This window comes from Streptomyces malaysiensis subsp. samsunensis (genome assembly GCF_024519315.1).
Classification (GTDB): domain Bacteria; phylum Actinomycetota; class Actinomycetes; order Streptomycetales; family Streptomycetaceae; genus Streptomyces; species Streptomyces malaysiensis.
Map to the genome: position 1 here is coordinate 17,065 of NZ_JANIIC010000025.1, position 18,818 is coordinate 35,882.

An 18,818-nucleotide genomic window follows, 5' to 3' on the forward strand; every position below is an offset into this window, starting at 1 on the left:
GTCTCGCCGTCGGCCGGACGGTGTTCCTGCCGTCGCTCGACCTCGGGCACGACGTGCTGGACCGGCTGTCGCGGCGGGCGGGCGGGCTGTCCGGACCTGCTGACAGCGGAGGACGGTCCGGCGGACGACGGCGAACGGTCCACCCGCCCCGGCACACCTGCCACCGAACCCGCACAGGCCGCCGAGCCCGTACCGCCCGCGGCTGTCGTGCCGCCGGACACGAGTCTCTTTCCCTCCACCTCGGGGTCGACCGGCCTTCCCAAGCTCGTGCCGCTCGGCGGCGCGGCCGTGGACCGGCTCACCGCATGGGCGCCCGAGCCCTTTGGGATCGGACCGGGCACGAGAGTCCTCAGCCACGCGCCGCTGAACTTCGACCTCGCCAGCGCCGGTACGGACAACGTCCGCTTCTGCCACTCGGAGCAGGACCTGAAGGAGGCGTTCGAGGCCGTCACCGCCGGCACCGACCGCTACGGCGGTCACAACACGACCGTGCTCGCCCAGGAGTACCACCTGCACGGTGACGAGTACTTCGTCAACACTGTGAGCCGCGACGGAGCCCACCACCTGGTGGAGTGTGGAGATATCACAAGAGCCCCGACGGCGCCCGTCCGATGTACGACTTCGAGGAGCCGGTGCCGCCGGAGGACCCGGCCGTCGCCACCGTCGTGCCGTACGTCCTGTCCGTCCTGGACGCGCTGGAGATCCGCAACGGGGCGGCGCACACCGAGGTGATCCTGACCGTGCGCGGGCCGGTCCTGGTCGAGAGCGCCGCGCGGGCTGGCGGATCGCACGCCCCCGCGGTGGTCTCGCGGTTCCTCGGCGCCGACCAGCTCGACTGCATGGCACGGGCCATCGCCCGGCCCGAGGACCTCGCAGAACACCGGCTGCCCCGCTACTGGCCCTCGTCCCGGCTGCGGTACGTGACCCTCGTCAACCCGTACGAGGCGGCGGTCCTGTCGGCTGAGCACCTGGCAGAGCTGCGGTCGCTCGACTCCTTCGTCGACCTGGTCCTCACCCTCTCGCAGGACGCACCGCTGCCCCGCACCGTCGACCTGTTCACCTCACCCACGGAAAGGCACCAGCATCCCATGGCCCAGAGGAAGTCCTCCCTCGATGGCCTCGCCGACTACCCGGCGGACTGGACGAGCCACGCCAAGCGGATCTTCCCCGGCGAGTCCCCGTACCTGCCCGGAGCCTGTCTGAAGTGGTACGACATCCGAGGCGCCCACCAGGACGCCACCCTGGAGATCACCGCCGAGGCGCGGGACTTCCAGGCGGCGGAGGCTGCGACCGAACGGCTCGAGTTCCGCCAGGAACTGGGGTTCGTCCTGCTGCACCGGGACGGCGCGACGGCTTCCTGCCCTACCCGTCGAAGCCCGGCTTCCTACGGCCCACCCAGAGCATCGAGGAACTCGACGCCACCGCCGATGAGCGGCGCGGCTGGTCCCGCTACCTGCTCTCGGAGCGCGACCACGCCGCCAAGCAGGCGTACCTTGACGACCTGTGCACCGGCGAACTGGTCTAGCAAGTTCGCATGTCGACGTCATGGGAGCAACCGCCGACCCCCGCATCCCCTGCGCCCGGCGGCCGCCGGCTGGTCGTCCTCGGCGTGGCCGCCAGCGATTCCCATGTGGTGGCCAACCAGCTCATCGCCCATTTCCTGGGCGAGGTGGGCTTCCATGTGGTCAACCTGGCCGCGTGCACTTCCGTCGAGGAGTCCAGGCCGGGGGTGTCAGTCGAAGAGATCGGTCTCGTCCCGGACGATCTGGTCGCGCAACGGCTGGAAATTGACCCACGCGAAGTCGTCGCCGCCGATGTCCCGGCACGTCGCCGCGGCCGTTTCGTGATCGATGTGCACCACCTTGCCCGCCGCCTTGGCCAGCAGCTGCGCCTGGCAGGAACGTTCCATGGTGACGAACCACCAGGCGGCGGCCTCCACCGACCGTCCCACGGTAAGAAGCCCGTGGTTGCTCAAGATCACCGCCTTGTGGTCACCCAGGGCGCGGGCGATGCGGCGGCCTTCCTCGGTGTCGTCCACCAGGCCGTTGTACTCCTCGTACAGGCCGTGGTCCTCGTAGAACGCGCAGACGTCCTGGGTGATCGGCTCCAGTTTCTCGCCCAGCGCGGAGAGTGCCTTGCCGTGCAGGGAGTGGCTGTGAGCGGCCGCGACCACCTCGGGGCGCGCTGCGTGGATCTGGGAGTGGATCGCGAACGCGGCCTCGTTGATGTCGTGCCGGCCGTGCACCACCTCTCCCGCGGAGTTGACGAGCACCAGATCGCTGACCCGGATGTGTTTGAAAGGCATTCCGTACGGGTTCACCCAGAAATGATCGATGTGTTCGGGATCGCGAGCCGTGATATGGCCTGCGATTCCTTCCTCGAACCCGAACCTTCCGAAGAGGCGGAATGCAATAACCAGACTCTCCTGGCGATGGCGCCGTTCTTCCGTGACGTCCTCGAAAACCCGCGGAGCTCGTAAGGCCAGCCGGTCCCTCGGTATCGGCTTCAGATCGACGAGGCTCACTCAATCCTCCTTCGGGAACGTGCTTCGACAAAGTCATCATGCCGTATTAGGTCGCCGCCGACCAGTGGGATTCCGGGAAGCGTGGGCACCCGACCGGCAAGCGGAGGCGATGAATTGGCTTGAAACACGGTGTTGGCCGGAAAGGACACGGGATAAGCTTTCGGCTGCCTTTTCGGGACCGCTTGTCCGTGCTCACCGATCCTCGATCCCTGCTTGTCGATCTACGTTTGTTAATCCGTGCCGAAATGTGGGTAACAAGGGAGAACACAGTGCCGCAGTCGCCGCCTAAGCCGCATCTGATTCTGGTGGACGCGCCTCCTGGACCGGGATTGCAGGACATTCTGGGCGCCCTGCGGGGCGTGGCCCGCTGCAGTGTCGTCACGCTGCGCTGGGGCACCCAGGAGGACCAGGACCGGCGGGTCGGGCAGTTGACGGCACTCGGCCCCGTCCAGATCGTCGAACGACCGGATCAAGCCATCGACGAGGTGCTCCGGATCGCCGTGCGGTCCGGGCCGGTGGACGGCGTTCTGGCCCTGAGCGAGCTGGTGAGCTACCACGCCGCCGTGGCCGCCGCCGCCCTCGGGCTGCCGTGCAACCCGCCCGTCGCGACCGCTCGCCTGCGGCGCAAGGACCTGCAACGAGAGGCTCTGCGGGCGGCGGGAGTGCCCTGCCCGGCGTTCGCCGTCGTGTCCGACGAGGACGGTCTGCGGTCCGCCGCTGAGGACTTGACGTTCCCTGTGGTACTCAAGCCCGCCGTCGGCGTCGGCAGCCTCTGCGTGACGCTCGTGCACGACCTGCCCGAGCTGGTCGCCGCCTTCAGGCGAGCGAACGGGATGTACGCGACGGACCCGCGGGTCATCGGCGCTCCGCCGGTGTTCGTCGTGGAGGAGGTCATCGAGGGCGACAACTGGCACGCCGACGACCGCATGGGTACCCGGGTCAGCGTCGAGTCCCTGATCGACGACGGCACGGTCCACCACCTGGCGGTCACCGACAAGCTGCCCCTGGCACCCCCCTTCCGGGAAGTGGGGGACGTAATGCCGTCCGGCCTGCCGGAGCCCCGGCTCACGGAGATCCGGCGGGCCACCACCGACGCGCTGCGGGCCCTGGGCGTCACTCGTGGCGCTACCCACACGGAACTCATGCTCACCGCCGCCGGCCCGGTCGTCGTCGAGATCAACGGGCGCATCGGCGGTGGCGTGACCGAACTCCTGCGCGCGGCCGCCGGGTACGACGTCGTGGAGCAGCTGGCACGGAGCGCGCTCGGGCAGCCGCCGACGGGCCTGCCCCGGTTCCGCGGCCACGCCTTCTACTACACGCCTCAGCCGCCGCAGGGAGAGTACGAAGTGATCGAGGCAAGCGGCGAGGAGGAGATCGCCCGGCTCCCCGGCGTACTGGAAGTGGTACGCGCCAAGCGGCGCGGGGACCGGCTGGTCGCCGACGAGGGGACGATCTCACACCCGTTCCGGGTGCTCGCGACGAGCGACGACTTCGGCGACTTCTTCACCCGGCTGAAGGCGATCGAGGGCGCCATCACCCTGGAACTGGCTCCGCTGCGACAGCCTTCCGATCCCGGCGCGCGATGAGGCAGTACGCCGAACTCTTCCACCGCCCGGGGCTGAGGCAGGCCGAGTTCTTCTCGGTCCTGGGCCGGTTCGGCTACGTCGCGTGCGGTCTGGGCGCCCTCTTCCTGGGGACCGCCCGACTCGGCATCGGTGTCGGTGGCCTGGGGGCCGGCGGTCTCATGCTCGGGGTCGCCGTCGGCAGTCCCGTCGCCGGACGGCTGAGTGCCCGGTACGGCACCTCCGCGGTCTACGCCGCGATGGCCTGCGTCAGCGTCCCGGGCACCGCGCTGGCGCTGGCCGGGGCCGGCGGCCGGTCGGTCCCCTCGTTCGTCGCCGGCTGCTGCGTCATCGGCATGACGACACCGCCGATCGGGGCGGCGATGCGCGCGCTGTGGCCGAGGTCGGGGACCCCGGAACGGCTGCGGGGTACGGCGAACTCCCTGGAGTCCGTGGTCACGGAAATGCTCTTCGTCGTCGCGCCGCCGGTGACCGGAGTGCTGGCCGCCATCCACGCCGGACTGGCCCTGGCCGTCGCCGACGGTTGTGTTGTCGTCGGCGCCGTGGGGTTCTCGTGCACGCGGCTCGTCCGCGAGTGCCTGGGCCCGGACGGCGGCACCCGGCGCCGGGGCTCCTCCCGGGAGGTGTCGCTGCCGGTGGCCTGGCTGGTGGGCGTCGGCGGGGTGACGGCGGCGGTGACCGGAGCCATGGACGTATCCGTCGTGTCGGTGCTGGGCGAGGCCGGTGACGCGGAGGCGGCGGGGTTCGTACTGCTCGCGCCCGCGCTGGCGAGCGTGCTGAGCGGTACCGCCTATGGGCTGCTGCCGACCGAAGCGGTGCCCGGCCGCCGATTCGGTCGGCTGCTGCTCGTCTGGGTCCCGCTTTTCGCTCTCGTCGCCCTGCAGTCGGATCCCTGGCTGCTCGCGGGCACCCTCTTTCTCGCCGGTATTCCGATGGCCGCGATCGGAATTGAGGAATTCAATCTGCTCAGCCGGATCGTCGCCTCGGAGGCCCGGCTGCAGGAGGTGTTCACCTGGGCTAGTGCCAGTGCGAACACAGGCGTGGCCTGCGGGAACGCGCTGGGCGGCTATGTGGCGGAGCATGCGGGCAGTTCCGTTGGCAGCTGGATTCCCGCGGCTGCGGTGGCGACGGCGTGCGGGCTGTATTTCGCGGGTGCTCTCCGATTCCGTCGAGAAATGTCCGACACCGTCCACAGCCCGGTGAAACAAAACGGTTAACACTCCTGGTCAGAGGTAGGAAATGGCACATCCTCACATCCTTGTTCTCGCCGGAAACGCCCGCATTCTGGAGAAGGCGGCGAACCTCGGTCTGCGCGTTACGAATTTCGAGAAGCCCGGTACATTCGACCCGCAGGTGGCTCAGTACTGCTCCGGGCTGCATCTCTTCGACTTCCAGGACCTACGGCTCGTCACGGAGCTGGCCCGGACGCTCCACTCCGTCGACCCCTTCTCCCGGATCATCACGCACAGCGAGACCGGGCAGGTGATCTCCGGGCATCTGAACACCACCCTGGGACTTCCGGGTAACGGCCTGGAGGTCACCCGGACTCTGCACAACAAGCTGGCGCTGCGGGAACTGCTGAATGAGAAGGGCCTGGGGCCCGTTCCCGCCGCCCGCAGGACGACCCGCGAGGACCTCCGTGCCTTCGTGGGCGAGCACGGGAGCGCGGTCGTCAAACCGTTGATGGGCTCCGGGAGCCTCGGCGTGCGCAAGGTCCGCTCGGTCGACGAGGTGTCCGAGATCTGGGAGTGGATCGGCTCGTACGGCGTCGGCGATTTCATGATCGAGGCGCTGCTGACCGGCGAGGAGCTGAGCGTCGAGACTTTCTCCCACGCCGGACGCCACACCGTCGTCGCGGTCACGGGGAAGGACACGAAGGACGGGGTGATCGAGCAGGGGCATGTCGTACCGGCGCCGCTGGGCGAACGGGATACCACCGCGGTCGGTGAGTTCACCTGTGCGGTGCTGGACGCGGTGGGCCTCGTGGACGGGGTGGCCCACACGGAGATCATGCTCACCGAGCGGGGGCCGCGGGTGATCGAGTCGCACAGCAGGGCCGGGGGCGACCGCATCAGCAAGCTCGTCGAGCTGGCCACCGGGATCGACCTGGAGGCGCTGCCGTTCCGGATGGCCGCCGACCCGGGTTTCACCGCTCCGGTCCCCCGGCCGCGCGGTGGGGCAGCCGTCCAGTTCCTCGACGTGGCGCCGGGCCGGATCGCCGAGGTGTCCGGTGTCGACTCCGCCCGAGCGGCGGACGGGGTGGTGGAACTGAGCGTGCGGGCCGAGGTCGGGGACGTCGTCCGGCCCGTGCAGTGGTCCGACGACAGGGTTGGCTACGTCCTGGTGGAGGCGCCCACCGGTGCGGAGGCCGTGCGGCGCGTCCGGGAGGTCTCCGAGTCGATTGTCGTGCGGACCACACCGGTCGCCGACGAGTCCGCGCCGACCATGGGGGACGTCCTTGCCGAGGCCCACGAAGCGCTGGATCCGTTCGCATGACGGAGGTCTCCTTCTCCGCGGTCGAAGAGCAACGGGCCCTCATCGCAGGCATGGACCGGACCATCGCCGCACTGATGCGACAACGCGCCGGCGCCGCGCGCCGGCTGGGTGAGCTGCGCACGGCAATGGGCTGGCCGAGGTCCGAGCTCGCCTGGGAGAATGAGGCCCTGCGGCGCTACCGCGCCGAGTTGGGGCCGCTGGGCGTCCGGCTTGGACTGCTCGTCCTGGAGATGGTGCGCGACTCCTCGGACGTGCGACCCGATCTCCCTGCGCACGGTAAGGATCTCGCGGTCTCTCGTTCCAGTCGGGGAGGACGAATGGAGCAGGAAGTGGACGCGGCACTCGGGCTGCGCCAGGCACGCGTCTCTGATCACCGCATGATCGTCGGCCGCGTGCAGCAGTGGTGGAGCGACTCCCGCACGCCTGATCAAGCCCGCGAACTGTCGCTGCTCCTGCCGAGGCTTTTCCTGCAGTTCTTCTCCGGCACCAGCCTGGTGCTGGAGGACGACGCGGACATCAGAGCGTTCCTCATCGGTTTCTACGCCGCGGACAACGACGAGGAGGCCTACATCCACTTCGTGGGAGTGGATCCGACGCTGCGCGGGCAGGGCCTGGCCCGCAGGCTCTACACGGAGTTCCTCCGGCGAGCTGCCGGCGCAGGCCGTCGCGAGGTGCGTGCGATCACCTCGCCGGGCAACACCGGTTCCATCGCGTTCCACCAGGCCATGGGGTTCACTCTCGAACCGGGCGATCGCGAGGTCGACGGCTTGCCCGTGTGTGTCGACTACGACGGCCCGGGGCAGGATCGAGTCTGCTTCTACAGGAAGATCGTGCCCGATAGGGTGTGTCTACCGGTAGTTCGTTAAATCCGGCGGTAGAGGTCAATGCCGTGTCCGGTGGTGACCGCGTCGATCAGGGCCTGGAGCTCGGAGGGTGGGTCCCTGTCCGTCCAGGCTCGCCACCATCGGGTGAGGGTGGTGGCGGGGGTGAGCCAGGAGCGGATGGCTCGTAAGGCCCTGGGCCAACAAGGTTGTTGGGGCTGGTGGGACGGGGCCGGTCCCCCTCTCTGGCCCTTCGTCGGGGCAGGGGTCCGGCGCGGTGGTATCCAGGGGCCCTGGTGGGGCGAACCATTGGTCCCAGCAGAAGGAGAAGGCGCAGTTGACCAGGGTCTGGTGGCGGCGGATGGCGCGGTCGGAGCGGACTTGGAAGTCGGCCCAGCCGAGTTCGTCCTTGATCTGCTTGTAGCTCTGCTCGATCCAGGGCCGCAGGCTGTAGAGGCGGATGATCTCGGCGAGGTCGGCCGGCGGGTGCGGGCTGGTGGTGGCGTGGGGTGCGTGGGGGTGGGGCAGGTTGGTGGCCAGGTACCAGGTGGCCTTCTCCGGCAGGCCGGCTGGGTCGGTGGTGGCCACGACCAGTCGGCAGGGTGAGTCGGGTCCGTATCCGCCCAGGCGGGCATCGGCGGCCCACCAGGTCTCGGTGTGCCCGTCACGGAAGTGACGCTCCACGGGTGTCCAGTCGCCTGGACGCTTGGCATCGCGCCAGGTCAGGGCGTGGGCGGCTTCGATGGGGGTGTGCGGCTGGTCGGCCGGAGCCCAGGTGCCGCGGTGCGGCTTGAGCGCGACCACGTAGGCCAGGCCGGCCTCGCGCAGTGCGAGGTACCAGTCGTCGCTGACGGAATAGGCGCAGTCGGCGACCACCGCGCGGCAGCCGAAGCCCACCTCCTTCCCGCGGGCCGCGAGGGCGGCGGCCAGCTGCGGTTTCGTACGGAAGGCCGGATCGGCCCGGCCGCGGGCGAAGTGGTGGGCGGGGGTGTAGGGAGTGGCGTGCAGCGGGTAGTACACACGGCCGTCGGTCCACACCGTGGTCACCGTGACGATGCCGTTGTCCGTCTTTCCCAGCCGGCCCAGCCACTGCCTGCCCACGTGTGCGGTGGCTGTGCCGTCCTTGCGGTCCCCGGAGTCGTCGATCACGATGACCCCGCCGTCGTGCGGAGCTGTCGCCGGCTGCTCGCGCAGCAGTTCAAGCCGCCGGTCGTTGACCTGCTCGGCCTCCCAGGGCGACTCGGACAGGAAGAACTGCAGCCGCTGCACCGCCGGCATCCCCGCACCTGCCACCGGTTCCGCCCCTGCCAGGCAGGTGATCGTCTTGTTCCGCTCCCGTGGCGCCAGCAGTCCGGTCAGGTACTCGCGAAAGCCCCGCCGCTGGGCGAGACTGAAGAAGAGGTCGTCGAACCGGGCCGCGTACTCCTCCAACGGCCCCGGCGCAGGCGGACACGGACGGCGAGCGGTCATCTTCAGCCCCCAGCAAGGCAGTTGACTCCTACCACCGGCCTACGACCAACCCGACCGGCCGTCAACCCACACCACCGCCGGATTTAACGAACTACCGCTACTGAGATTGAACTCGTGTTGTCGTAGGGGCTGACGGGCTGCGGTCCCCTGCGGTATCACCAGGACATGCGGTATCCACAGGGTGGCGGGCTGACTGCCGAACGGCAGGAGTTCCGCGAGGAGTTACGCCTCCAGGCGGGCGAGCGGTTCGCCTGTGGTGAGGCGAGTTCGGTGATCGCCAAGGATCTGCGGGTCAGTGTCCGATCGGTGCAGCGGTGGCGGCAGGCGTGGGATGAGGGTGGTCCGCGTGCTCTGCGGTCGCAGGGGCCCGCGTCGTTGCCGCGGCTGAGCGAGAAGCAGTTCGCTCAGCTGGAGGCGGAGCTGGCCAAGGGGCCGGCCGCGCATGGCTGGGAGGACCAGCGATGGACGCTGGAGCGCGTCAGAACCGTGATCGGTCGGCGATTTCACCTGGCCTACACGGTCCAGGGGGTGCGGAAGCTGCTGGTACGCAACGGCTGGTCCTGTCAGGTGCCCGCCCGCCGGGCCATGGAGCGGGACGACGACGCCGTGACCGGGTGGGTCAAGGAGGTGTGGCCCTGCGCGGAAGGCTCGCGGCGGCCCGTGGGGCGTGGCTGGTCTTCGAGGACGAAGCCGGCTTCTCCATGACGCCGCCGCGTGCCCGGACCTGGTCACAGCGGGGCCGCACTCCGGTGGTGCGGGTGCGGGGCCGCTCCCGCAGACGCATATCGATCGCCGCTTTGGCCTTGTCCTTGCCGAGAACTTCATCCATGCAGGTCAGGCAGCATGGTGATATTCGTGGAGGAGGCTGCCGAGGCGGTCGCGTCGTCGTATGTCGAGGCGGGTTAACTTGTCCGGATCGGTGATCGGTGCGGGCAGCGGGTGCAGTGGCCGGGCGTTCGCGATGCCCTGGTGGGGCCGATGAGTGTTGTAGAACTGCTCGAACTCCCGTAGGGCGTGGAGGAGGTGGCGTTGGTTCCAGATCAGGGTCCGGTCCGGGAGCTCGTGTCTGCAGGTCTGCACCCACCGTTCCATGATCGAGTTCGTTCGTGGCATCTGTATGCCGGTGAGGATGACCTCGATCCCCGCGTCTTTGAGGACGTCATCGAATAGTCCGGGGAACTTCCTATCCCTGTCCCTGATCATGAACCGGGCCCGGCAGCCTACGTCCTCGAGGTCCATGACCAGGTTCTTCGCAGCCTGGGTTACCCATGAGGTGGTCGGGTGTGCGGTGGCGCCCAGGATCCGGATGCGGCGGCTGCTGTGCTCGATCACCGCGAGTACGTACATCCGGGCGCCGGACAGGGTGACCGTCTCAAAGAAGTCACAGGCGAGGAGGGCGTCGGCTTGGGAGCGCAGGAAGCTGGCCCATGTGCTGGAGCTCCGGCCGGGCGCTGGATCGACGCCGGCATCCTTGAGGATCTTCCATACGGTCGAGGCGGCCACCTTCACTCCCAACACCAGCAGCTCGCCGTGAAGCCGCCTGTAGCCCCAGTTCGGGTTTTCCCTGACCAGGCGCAGTACCAGAGTCCGGACGGAGCGCACGGTACGAGGCCGACCGGGTTGCTTGGGCCGTGATGAGGCGGCATGCCGGCGCTTTGCGAGGTCGCGATGCCAGCGCAGTACCGTGTCAGGACGCACGAGCAACCGCACCTGCCGCAGAACCGGCAACGGCAGCTGGTGCAGCAGCGCCGCCAGGAACGCCCGGTCGCCTGGAGTGAACCGTACTCGGGCACCTCCGAGTTGGCGTTCGAGCACCGTGCTCTGATGGCGGAGGGCCAGGATCTCCGCATCCTTGTCCCGGTCGCTCATCGGCAGCAGACGCAGCAGCGCGAACACGTTGGTCACTACCAGGTAGGCCAGTCGCAGCAGCACGGTCGATCATCATGACGCGTGGACCACCCGCTACGCGAGAGCGCCTACTCGAGCGACGAGGCCGACGACCGCCAGTCCAGGTGCAGGCTTCCGACCAGGGCGGATGACATTCTCGGCAAGCGCACCGTTGAGGCCCAAGCATATTTACGTGGGTAATGGCCCCGCGAGAGTACCGCTGGATCTTTGGCCTCTAGCGTCGGTGGATGTGTGCACGGAATGTAATACTCGTGAGCTCTTCCTGATAAATAAGACGGATCAGGGCGTGCTGAAGCTGAAAAGCCTGAGAGAGCACCCCAAAGAAATCGCGTATCCGGACCTCTAGTCTTGCGTGTACTGAAGGGCTGGACTTAAAAAGGGCTCGATCGACGGTTTATTGGTAACTTCCGAGTAACTGGGAATGAGGGTGGTTCGTCTTAACGCCCTCTGTAGATATCTTCGTCCACTGGCGGCTCGACGTCGATGTAGTCGTAGGGGTCGCCATCCACGAAGATGCCCTGGGCCAGATCGCCCAAGTGCATGAGCAGCTTGGTGCCCACTTCCAGGTCGCACGCTGCGCAGTGAAACTCATAGGGGTCGAGGAGAACCTCGCCCGGGACGACGCCGTGGTCCATGTCGCGGATGATCCTCACTTCGCCGGCCACCCATCCCTGAGAACCGCAGGCCCGGCACTCCCTTGGTGCTTCCCGGGTCATGGTGATCAGCGGCTGACTGGTGATGGCGGCCAGGACCACGTCACGCTCATTGCGTGACATGTGCCCGAAGCGCTGTTCGAACAACGAACGGGCCTTGACCAGTAGGGCTTCCACCGCAACGCGTTCCTGTCGCACCTGCTCATCGACCAGCTTGTTGTGCAGGGCCAGGTATGGGCCCCAGTAGTTGGTCGGATCGACTTTCAGTTCTTCGAGAACCGGGTCGACCACGCGAATACAGACGGTGAACACTGCTTCGGCTTGCGCCGAGTCGTGTATCGCGCTGTGGGCCACTCCGTTGCGGGCGTCCGCCAGGGGTTCGAGGGCCTTCTTGTCGATTGGGATCTTCCGGGGAAGGAGCTTGAGCACCCGCTCATGAGCTTCAGCAAGGCCGATGGTCCTGACCTTGGTCAATGGGCCTGCGTGGGCGCCCAGACCTGTGGCATGGAGCAACGAGTCGAAGTGCCGACCGTCAACGATCAGAGCTGGATGAATCGCGGCCAGGTATGCCTTGAGCAGGTGCTCCGTGGCGACTCCGGCGTGGTGAACGGCGAAGTCGTAGCTCTCGGTGCCTTCGACAAAGGCCGTCAGTGCGGCATTCATCCATCTATGGGATGAACCTTTCAACTGCTCTGAATCCATGGCCGAGACGATAAGGCCGCCGGACCGTCAGGCGCTCGGGGTTTCACTATCGCCCGCTGTGCGGCTCAGCAAAGTTTGGGGGTGGGGACGGTCGTGGAGTGCTGCGGCGTATCGCGGCCAGTGGCCGCCTTCCTGGGTCCAGGCGGTGGCGGTCTTGGGGTTCGGTGAGGATCGCCGCTGGCAGTTGGGTGGAGAGCCCCATCCGCGCGGAGGTCCGGCCCGGACGTGAGTAGATGCCCAGGCGTCTCAACCGCTTCCCGAGGTGGTGGCTGCTGAGGGGCTGGCCGGCGAGGGCGCCGGGGAAGAGCCAGGGCGAGTCCGCCGTCGTGCCGATCGTGGTGTGCCCGCGTCGTCGTGTGACGAGCCGCGAAACCCTGCCGGGCCGGCGTCCGTGGCAGTCGGTTCTGGCGTACCCCGTCAGCCGTCTCAGAACCAGAGCTTCCCTTGTGCCACCACGACCGTATCGTCAGTGGTCGAATCCCCCCTCGGACACAACCTCCCCGTACTGTCCGTTTCCAGGGCAGGCGGAATCGGCACCCGCCTCCGGCTCCTGGCTGGACGCGGGTGTTCGTCGTTTCGGCTCTCTCCTGGGCTTCTCCCTTCGCCAGGGGTTCGGTGGTCGGGCTCTGGATCAGCCGATCGTGATCCTTTCTGCTCGTGGGGTGTCCGCGGTCAGGGATCTGGCCACCGGGTCATAGATCAGCGAGATCGCCTCGCTGCGGAGGTGCGCGACAGCGTCGGCCGACGAGAGCGTCGCTGCACTCGCGATCAGGGCCATCGGCTCGGCTCCGTCCGGGTCGTGGTGCGTGAGGCGGACGAGCAGAGCAGGCAAGTGCGGTAAGATCTGGTCCTCGCGCACGTAGGCGTTGGGAGTGCGGCCGGGCATGGGCCTGGTGGCGCTGGTGTGGCCGTGGCGGCACCGGTAGGCAGGGCGATGGCGAGCCCAGTGGGATTCCATCCGACGCCCGCAGGCGCCGCAGCGCAGCAGCCCCGCCAGGAGATAGGTCCGGCCGGGAGCGGTTTCCCGGACGGCGTGAAGGTGCTGAACGGCGATGAAGGCGGCCTCACTGACCAGCGCCGGGTGCGCGAGCTGGGCCGAGATAACCCAGTCGGCAGGGGTGTTCCACCGCATCACGTCGCGGTGCCCGAGAGTGGTGTTGGCCGCATCGATCAGGTCATGGTCGGTGCGCTGGCCGTTCCAGACCTGGTGACTGGTGTAGCGGGGGTTGGCCAGGATGGCCCGCACCGTGGGCAGTACCCAACGCTGACCGTTCCGGTGCCGGTTGCGTCCGGGGTCGGCAGCGGACGGGCAACGGATACCGGCGTCGCTCAGAGCACGCGCGATGCGCGCGATGCTGTGCCGGGCCAGGCGCTGAGTGAAGATCCAGGACAGGGTCGGCCCGCAGTATGGGGCGATGTCCAGACGTTGGATGCGCAGGCCGCGGCGAGCGAGTGCCCGGTTGGGGTGTGGTCCGGCGTCCACCAGCCGGTAGCCATACGGTGGCCGACCGCCGAGGTAACGGCCCTGGTCGCGGGTCTGCACGGTCATCGCGCTGCGCACCCGGATCCGGGCGCGGGCGATCTCCCGTTTGGACAGGATGCCGAGCAGGATCATCGGCTCCTCCTGCCCGCCGATCTGCGGATCCACCACGCCGCCCAGCTCCGGCACCCAGGCTCCGACACCGTAGTGTTCGAACAGCGGGGCCATGGTCGCGAACTGATGGCCGTAGAAGGCCCGCTCGCTGGAGCCGATGATGACCGCGTCGAACCTCCGGTCCGGGTCGGCCATCGCGCCAGCAATGCGGCGGCCTCCGGACGACGCGCCCAGGGCACGGTCCGGCTATGACCGATGTCGAAGAATTCGGCCACGATCCGCCCATGCCCGGAAGCGAGGGCCTGGGCGCGCAGCAGCTGCCAGGCCCGTGACGTAGCGGGATCCTGGTGGTCCTCGGTGGATACCCGCCCGTAGAAGGCAAACCGAAGTTCGGGCAGCTCGGGGGACGAGGATCCGAACCGCCGCTGCCAGGGTTCGCCGGCCCAGTCCGCGGGCGAACCTTGCCCGGCCGCGGTATCAGAGGCTGGGACGGCGGGTGGCGCGTCGGCTGGGCATCGTCGGCACCTCCTGCTCACCGCTGGGCTCGCCCGGCATGTCGACCGTGGACCGCTTGCGAGTTGCCGTCAACGGCCCGGGACAAAGGCTGACTCGAACGGATGAAGATCGGTGTCCGTTGCTTCGGCCGCAGTGTGCTGCCTGGCCGATAGCCTCGGGCACGACCCCCGAGTACGGCCAGTTCGAAGTGGCTCCGTTCTTTGCTTGCGTGGCGGCCCGGTGGCTGGATCCGTGCCGGCGGGACGGCAACCGTTGTTGTGGGTGTCCAGGGGCCTATTTTCTGCCGGGTAGCGTGGCCGGGTACTGCTTCGTGTCTGTGAGGGGGTCTGTTCATGCGCATGTTGTTCGAGCCCGACGACGAGGAGTTCGACGCCGCCGCGGAGATGCTGGCGAGTCGGGTGGAGGAGTGGGCGCGGGAGCACGGCGAAGGGGCGGACGCGGACGCGTTCGTTGTGCAGTCGGCTCTTGACTACCGCCACCGCGGGACGGCGGACGGCCGTCTGGGGCTGTGGCGGGCGGCTCATGTGGAGGGGGTTCTTCTGGACTGGCTGCCGCGGACGCTGACCGTGCTGCCGGGGCAGCCGTTGCCCGACGGTCCGGGTTCGCTGCTGGCCCTGCTGCGGTACTTCGACGCGTTCGGACTGGCCGATCCCCGTGGGGATGGCCTGACCGCGCTGGAGTCAGCGGTGAGCTCCGCGTCCGGGGAGTTCGGCGCCCGGATGGCGGACCGTACCCGCTGGGGGCCGGCGAAGTTCTGGGCGGTCACCGCCGCCGAGCAGGGCGTGGACATCATGAACCAGGCGGCGATGGCACGGTTCGCCGAGCGGGCCCGGCGCGGGGAGGTTCCCTACGACCGCGAGGCCCTCGACGCGATCATGACCCGGCACATGACGGCCGGCCCGGCGCAGGGGGAACGGGCGGAACCGCAGCTGCCGGTCACGTTGCCGGAGGAGGACGTGCTGCGGGAGCGGGCCGCCGCGGTCCCCCTGATCGGGCAGCTGGCGGGACTGGCCGGGTGGGCCGGGAGCGAGGGCCGTGATCTGACGAAGACGGGCCGGCTGCGCCTCGCCGATGCCCGGGACCTCGTCCGCGTCCTGGACACCGGGGACCCGGTCGAGCAGGTGCGTACCAGTGCGGAACTGCCGCGTGTGAACCTGCTGTTCGCCTGGGCGAAGCAGGCCCGGCTGATCCGGGTGGCCAAGGGCCGGGTGTACGCGGTGGCCAAGGCGCGCCCGGTGCTCGCGGATCCGCTCGCGCTGTGGGAGCGGGCCTTCGAGGCGTTCTTCGAGCTGCGGGGCCCACTGCTGGGCGGCCCCGATGGGTACGACGCCACCTCGATGCTGTTCGATGTGTACCAGGATGTGCTGCCCGACATCCTCAACACTCTCTACAGCCTTCCGTACCCGATGCCCTGGCCCCGGCTCCGCGACTCGGTCCACCTCGCCTACCGGATGAGTTTCACCCTCGGCGAGGCGCCGGAACGCGAGCAGCGGGCGTGGCTGCTGGACGCCGACCACGACCTGCGCCACGTCCTGGACCTCCTGGAGCGCCTCGGTGCGATCACCCGCGAGCAGGGCATGGCCGACCCCGTCTTCCTGGACACCGCACTCGATGAGCCCCCGGCCGGTCCGCAACTGCCCACCGGGATGCCCGCGGAACTCGCCCAGTTGCTGGGCTCCCTCCCGGCCGTCCCGGACCCGAGTGCCGCCGCCCGCGCGAAGGAGTTGCGTGCGGAACTGGCTTCAGGTCCCGTGGAGTTGATCCGCCTCACCGATCTGGGCACCCGCGCCGTCCGGCGGCGGCTGATCGCCCAGGGCCGTAGCGCACCGCTGGTGGGCGAGCTCACCCACGCACCGGCCGCCGGACTGCTGGGCGTGCTGGCCCAGGAGTACGACCCCGAGCACGCCGAAGCCGAACTCGCCGCCTGGACCGCCGCCCACGACAGCCCCGGGCACGCCCGGCGACTGCTCCTGGAGACCGTACGCACTACTCCTTTCCGTACTCGTGCCGCCGCTCTTCTCGACACCCTGGCCACCGCCCTGCCCGATGGCACGGAACTGCTGCGTTCCCTGCGCGGCGACCCGGACCTGGCCCCCACCGCCCTCACGGTCCTTACCCAGCGCGGCGCCCTCGACCACGAGGACCTGACCGACACCGAGGCCGCGCTGATGGTCGCCGAGAGCCTCCTCCAACTCCTGGACCTGGGCGGCGAGCAGGCCCTCCTGGAAGCCCTGCTCGTCCAGGGCCGCGCGGAGGCCGAGACGGCGATCGGGGCCGCACTCGCCTCCGCCCACCCCGACCGGGCCGGACTCGAAGCGCTGCGCCACCTCGCCGACGGTCCCCTTCGCGCCAAAGCGGCTCAGCTCGTACGGCAGAATGCGACCGGCACCCGGGCACGGCGCAGCACGACGAAGAAGCGCAAGCGCCGCCGCTGACCTCGACCCGCGCCCTCCCCGCTCGTCACGGCTGCCCCGGGGCGTACGGAGTGGGCCGGGCCCGACTGGAACCCGCACGTGGTGTGGGCCGGTAGCCGTGATCGGCGAGCCAGGTCCGGGCCCGGCCGTGCCGGCGTTCCGCGCTGAACAACCAGTAACGGCGCTGCTCAGTCGGTGAGACGGCCAGCGCGTCCTTGAACCGGCGGAACGCTCCCCGGCCCCTGATCGTGGCACCCAAGGCGTCGGCGAGGCTCCGGTCGTCGAGTGCGGCGATGAAGTCTTCCATGTCCCGGTAAGCAGCGTGTGACCTCGCGCATGCCACATGCAGCCGCCGCCCGGTGTCCTCCGGCTCTCCTTCACCCCAGGGCTCCCCGAAGTCCGCCGTCGCCGGCCGGCACTCGCCGGTGTTCAGATCGACCCAGCCACCGCCCCCGGCCGGATCGCCCTCCAGCAGGCCGGAGAGTTCCTCCAGATCGACAGGCAACGGACGCAGGAAAGGGGCAGCGCCACCGATCGCGGCGTCAAGCTGATCCGCCAGTACCTCATCGCCTTCCCCATTCCGCACCCGCAGCGCCGCCGAGCACCGGGCGGCCGTTTCCACGGCTGCCGGCACACCCCGGACAACGGCGGTGGTCAGCACGTCTCCGCACTGCTGGAGCACCGGCTCCGCATCACGTGTGCGAAGCAGCGCGACAAGGGCCCTGCTGTCCGCCGCGTAGCAGGCGGCGCGGAGCGCTGTCACATCGTGGTCACTCCAGGCATCGGTCATGCCCGCGCCCACGCGGCACGCCTCGCGATCCGCTCTGCCGTCGTCCTCATCATCGTTCCGTCACCGGTCATGCCGACTCATCCTACGGACGACCCGACAGCATGCGCCCCCTCTCGAGGGCGACCGCGGGCGGCCGACAGTAGGGTCCTGTGGGTGAGCGAGTACCAGTACTTCGAGTTCCAGGCCCTTGAGCGGCCGTTGAGCCGCGAGGAGCAGGAACAGCTTCGTGATCTGTCCACCCGGGCGCGGATCACCGCGACAAGCTTCACCAACACCTACCACTGGGGAAACTTCCGCGGCGAGCCGCGCCGCATGGTCGAGCGGTACTTCGACGCCCACCTGTATGTCACCAACTGGGGAACGCACCAGCTGATGCTGCGGCTGCCCAAGCAGCGCCTACCGCTGCGCACCGTCCAGCCGTACTGCCTCGACGAGCACGTCGAGGCATGGAACACCCACACGCATATCGTCCTTGATCTGACCAGCGAGGACGAAGGCGGCGACTGGGCGGAGGGCGCCGACGACTCCCTGACCGCGCTCATCGGCGTACGCGACGAACTCGCCGCAGGCGACCTGCGGCCGCTGTATCTCGCCTGGCTGTCCGCCCTCGCCGCGTGGGAATTGCTGGACGACGACGAAGAGGAGTACGAGACCGTCACCGAGCCTCCCGTCCCGGCTGGTCTGGCCGATCTCACCGCCCCGCAGCGCGCACTGGCGGACTACCTGCGCGTCGATACCGACCTGCTCTCCGTCGCCGCACAGTCCAGCCCCGCCGCCCCCGAACCCACGGCCAAGCCCACGAAGAAAGAACTCCAACCCCTGATCACCGCCCTGCCGGCAAAGGAAAAGGACGGGTTTCTGCTCCGGCTGGCCCTGGGACAGGAACCCCAGTTGCACACCGAACTGCTGCACCGCCTGCGCGGCACCGCCACCCCGGCCACCACTCCCGGCAACCGATCCGCAGCCCACCTGCTCGACGCCGCCCACACCCGCCGCACAGAACGCCGCCGACGCGAACAGCGCCGACAGGCGGAAGCGTGCGCCCAGCACCTGACAGCCCTGGCCACCGATGCGGAGTCCGTGTGGCGACAGGTCGAGGCGCACATTGCCACCAAACAAACCAACGCCTACGACCAGGCGGTCACTCTTCTGCGTGACCTGCGCGACGCCTGCGACCACGTCGGCAACGGAGCGGACTTCCGGCAGCGCCTCACGCGTCTGCGTGAGACGTACCAGCGCCGCCCCGGCCTCATCCACCGTCTGAACACCCACAACCTCCGATAACAGACGGCACGGACCCCGAACTCCGGATAACGGCTCGGCACCGCCAGACGATCGCCACGAGCG

Annotated in this window: 13 protein-coding genes and 1 pseudogene; 8 read left to right on the forward strand and 6 right to left on the reverse strand. The window is 68.9% G+C overall.

The features are described 5' to 3' along the window. Positions 1 to 611: 611 nt before the first annotated feature. Complete coding sequence (locus NQU54_RS21460; protein ID WP_257632471.1) at positions 612 to 1,847, forward strand: hypothetical protein; 1,236 nt, start codon at positions 612 to 614, stop codon at positions 1,845 to 1,847. On the opposite strand, the gene NQU54_RS21465 is transcribed toward NQU54_RS21460, so the two are convergent. Continuing rightward, entirely contained in the window at positions 1,733 to 2,509 is a 777-nt protein-coding gene (locus NQU54_RS21465; RefSeq protein WP_372505982.1) for a class II aldolase/adducin family protein, read from the reverse strand. The two genes, NQU54_RS21460 and NQU54_RS21465, sit on opposite strands and share 115 nt — an antisense overlap. 284 nt (positions 2,510 to 2,793) lie before the next feature. Between NQU54_RS21465 and NQU54_RS21470 the strand changes: the two genes are divergently transcribed. Genes NQU54_RS21470 through NQU54_RS21485 form a run of 4 tightly spaced genes read left to right on the forward strand, consistent with a single transcriptional unit; the run spans position 2,794 to position 7,469 of the window. Beyond that, complete coding sequence (locus NQU54_RS21470) at positions 2,794 to 4,110, forward strand: ATP-grasp domain-containing protein (RefSeq protein ID WP_257632472.1); 1,317 nt, start codon at positions 2,794 to 2,796, stop codon at positions 4,108 to 4,110. Further along, complete coding sequence (locus NQU54_RS21475; protein ID WP_257632473.1) at positions 4,107 to 5,324, forward strand: MFS transporter; 1,218 nt, start codon at positions 4,107 to 4,109, stop codon at positions 5,322 to 5,324. Before NQU54_RS21470 ends, NQU54_RS21475 begins: the two co-directional genes overlap by 4 nt. Before the next feature lie 22 nt (positions 5,325 to 5,346). Beyond that, a complete protein-coding gene (locus tag NQU54_RS21480) occupies positions 5,347 to 6,603 on the forward strand; it encodes an ATP-grasp domain-containing protein (protein ID WP_257632474.1) in 1,257 nt (418 codons plus the stop codon). After that, a complete protein-coding gene (locus tag NQU54_RS21485) occupies positions 6,600 to 7,469 on the forward strand; it encodes a GNAT family N-acetyltransferase (protein WP_257632475.1) in 870 nt (289 codons plus the stop codon). Before NQU54_RS21480 ends, NQU54_RS21485 begins: the two co-directional genes overlap by 4 nt. A gap of 15 nt (positions 7,470 to 7,484) precedes the next feature. Here the strand turns inward: NQU54_RS21485 and NQU54_RS21490 are convergent, their stop codons facing one another. Continuing rightward, entirely contained in the window at positions 7,485 to 8,894 is a 1,410-nt protein-coding gene (locus tag NQU54_RS21490) for an IS701 family transposase (protein WP_441005750.1), read from the reverse strand. A gap of 165 nt (positions 8,895 to 9,059) precedes the next feature. On the opposite strand from NQU54_RS21490, the pseudogene NQU54_RS21495 reads away from it, so the two are divergent. Then, a pseudogene (locus tag NQU54_RS21495) lies at positions 9,060 to 9,709 on the forward strand (winged helix-turn-helix domain-containing protein); the annotation flags it as partial. Between the two features lie 19 nt (positions 9,710 to 9,728). Here NQU54_RS21495 and NQU54_RS21505 read toward each other — a convergent pair. From NQU54_RS21505 to NQU54_RS21515, 3 genes are all read right to left on the reverse strand, one after another. Continuing rightward, positions 9,729 to 10,826, reverse strand: coding sequence for an integrase core domain-containing protein (locus NQU54_RS21505; protein WP_257632478.1), 1,098 nt, complete (start codon positions 10,824 to 10,826; stop codon positions 9,729 to 9,731). Positions 10,827 to 11,239: 413 nt separating this feature from the next. Beyond that, the gene (locus NQU54_RS21510) at positions 11,240 to 12,157 is read right to left on the reverse strand and encodes a hypothetical protein (RefSeq protein ID WP_257632479.1); all 918 of its coding nucleotides are present in this window, start codon (positions 12,155 to 12,157) and stop codon (positions 11,240 to 11,242) included. A gap of 631 nt (positions 12,158 to 12,788) precedes the next feature. Beyond that, on the reverse strand, positions 12,789 to 13,946 hold the full coding sequence (locus NQU54_RS21515) for a recombinase family protein (protein ID WP_257632480.1): 1,158 nt from the start codon (positions 13,944 to 13,946) through the stop codon (positions 12,789 to 12,791). A 653-nt stretch (positions 13,947 to 14,599) separates the two neighbouring features. On the opposite strand from NQU54_RS21515, the gene NQU54_RS21520 reads away from it, so the two are divergent. After that, on the forward strand, positions 14,600 to 16,702 hold the full coding sequence (locus NQU54_RS21520) for a hypothetical protein (protein WP_257632481.1): 2,103 nt from the start codon (positions 14,600 to 14,602) through the stop codon (positions 16,700 to 16,702). 25 nt (positions 16,703 to 16,727) lie between these two features. Here NQU54_RS21520 and NQU54_RS21525 read toward each other — a convergent pair whose 3' ends face one another. Then, complete coding sequence (locus tag NQU54_RS21525; protein ID WP_257632482.1) at positions 16,728 to 17,471, reverse strand: UPF0158 family protein; 744 nt, start codon at positions 17,469 to 17,471, stop codon at positions 16,728 to 16,730. A 153-nt stretch (positions 17,472 to 17,624) separates the two neighbouring features. Here NQU54_RS21525 and NQU54_RS21530 point away from each other — a divergent pair, with 153 nt between their 5' ends. Beyond that, positions 17,625 to 18,755, forward strand: coding sequence for a hypothetical protein (locus tag NQU54_RS21530; RefSeq protein ID WP_257632483.1), 1,131 nt, complete (start codon positions 17,625 to 17,627; stop codon positions 18,753 to 18,755). Positions 18,756 to 18,818: the final 63 nt, after the last annotated feature.

What these genes read in the sequence shown, in the direction of transcription:
- NQU54_RS21515 (WP_257632480.1), bottom strand. Translation starts at nt 13,946, where the DNA reads ATGGCCGACCCGGACCGGAGGTTCGACGCGGTCATCATCGGCTCCAGC.
- NQU54_RS21475 (WP_257632473.1), top strand. Translation starts at nt 4,107, where the DNA reads ATGAGGCAGTACGCCGAACTCTTCCACCGCCCGGGGCTGAGGCAGGCC.
- NQU54_RS21460 (WP_257632471.1), top strand. Translation starts at nt 612, where the DNA reads ATGTACGACTTCGAGGAGCCGGTGCCGCCGGAGGACCCGGCCGTCGCC.
- NQU54_RS21520 (WP_257632481.1), top strand. Translation starts at nt 14,600, where the DNA reads ATGCGCATGTTGTTCGAGCCCGACGACGAGGAGTTCGACGCCGCCGCG.
- NQU54_RS21490 (WP_441005750.1), bottom strand. Translation starts at nt 8,894, where the DNA reads ATGACCGCTCGCCGTCCGTGTCCGCCTGCGCCGGGGCCGTTGGAGGAG.
- NQU54_RS21485 (WP_257632475.1), top strand. Translation starts at nt 6,600, where the DNA reads ATGACGGAGGTCTCCTTCTCCGCGGTCGAAGAGCAACGGGCCCTCATC.
- NQU54_RS21510 (WP_257632479.1), bottom strand. Translation starts at nt 12,157, where the DNA reads ATGGATTCAGAGCAGTTGAAAGGTTCATCCCATAGATGGATGAATGCC.
- NQU54_RS21525 (WP_257632482.1), bottom strand. Translation starts at nt 17,471, where the DNA reads ATGACCGATGCCTGGAGTGACCACGATGTGACAGCGCTCCGCGCCGCC.
- NQU54_RS21480 (WP_257632474.1), top strand. Translation starts at nt 5,347, where the DNA reads ATGGCACATCCTCACATCCTTGTTCTCGCCGGAAACGCCCGCATTCTG.